1 protein-coding gene is annotated in these 827 nt (G+C 71.2%); it reads left to right on the top strand.

All coding sequences use genetic code 11. The features are described from left to right. The first annotated feature begins 154 nt into the window (after window positions 1-154). Complete coding sequence (locus tag IE311_RS36500) at window positions 155-826, top strand: DUF4097 family beta strand repeat-containing protein (protein WP_189836207.1); 672 nt, start codon at window positions 155-157, stop codon at window positions 824-826. The last annotated feature ends 1 nt before the right edge of the window (window position 827 follow it).

The raw sequence follows: 827 nt of genomic DNA, 5'->3' as shown, positions 1-827 counted from the left end.
CAGGGTCACTGCAACGATTTCTCTGCCTTGACCTGCGGTGATGGCGATCGCATGCAATGTGCTCGTTGTCAGTTCTGTGAATGCAACGTAGCTTTTCCTTCATCGGAAAGAGCGGGGCCGACAGGGTCCCCGCCACTGACGAAGGAGAAGAACGATGCACACGTTCGCCACCACCGCCCCGGTCGCCGCCGTCCTGGACATCCCCGCCGGCCACATCCGCCTCATCGCCGCCGACCGCGCCGACACCACGGTCGAGGTCCGGCCCGCCGACGCCGCCAAGAGCGCCGACACGAAGGCCGCGGAGCGGATCGCCGTCGACTTCGCCGACGGCGTCCTGCGGGTCACCGCCGCACCGGCCACGAACCGGATCCTGGGAGACTCCGGATCGGTCGAGGTGACCGTGCAACTGCCCGCCGGCTCCCGGGTCGAGGCGAAGACCGCCGCCGGTGAACTCCGGGGCGTCGGCCGCCTGGGCGAGGTCACCTTCGACGGCGCACAGGGCACGGTCAAGCTCGACGAGACCGCCCACGCCCGGCTGACCCTCCTCGCCGGCGACATCACCGTCGGCCGGCTGACCGGCCCCGCCGAGATCAGCACCCAGAAGGGCGACCTCCGGATCACCGAGGCCACCCGCGGCACCCTCACCCTGCGCACCGAAGCCGGCGACATCGAGATCGCCGCCGCCCGCGGCGTCTCCGCCTCCCTCGACGCCGGCACCGCCCACGGCCGCATCCACAACGCCCTCGGCAACACCGCCGGCCCCACCCCCGACCTCACCGTCCACGCCACCACCGCCTACGGCGACATCACCGCCCGCAGCCTCTGAA

Source organism: Streptomyces zaomyceticus (assembly GCF_014656215.1).
Lineage (GTDB): Bacteria > Actinomycetota > Actinomycetes > Streptomycetales > Streptomycetaceae > Streptomyces > Streptomyces zaomyceticus.
This window is presented reverse-complemented; position numbering and strand designations above follow the sequence as displayed.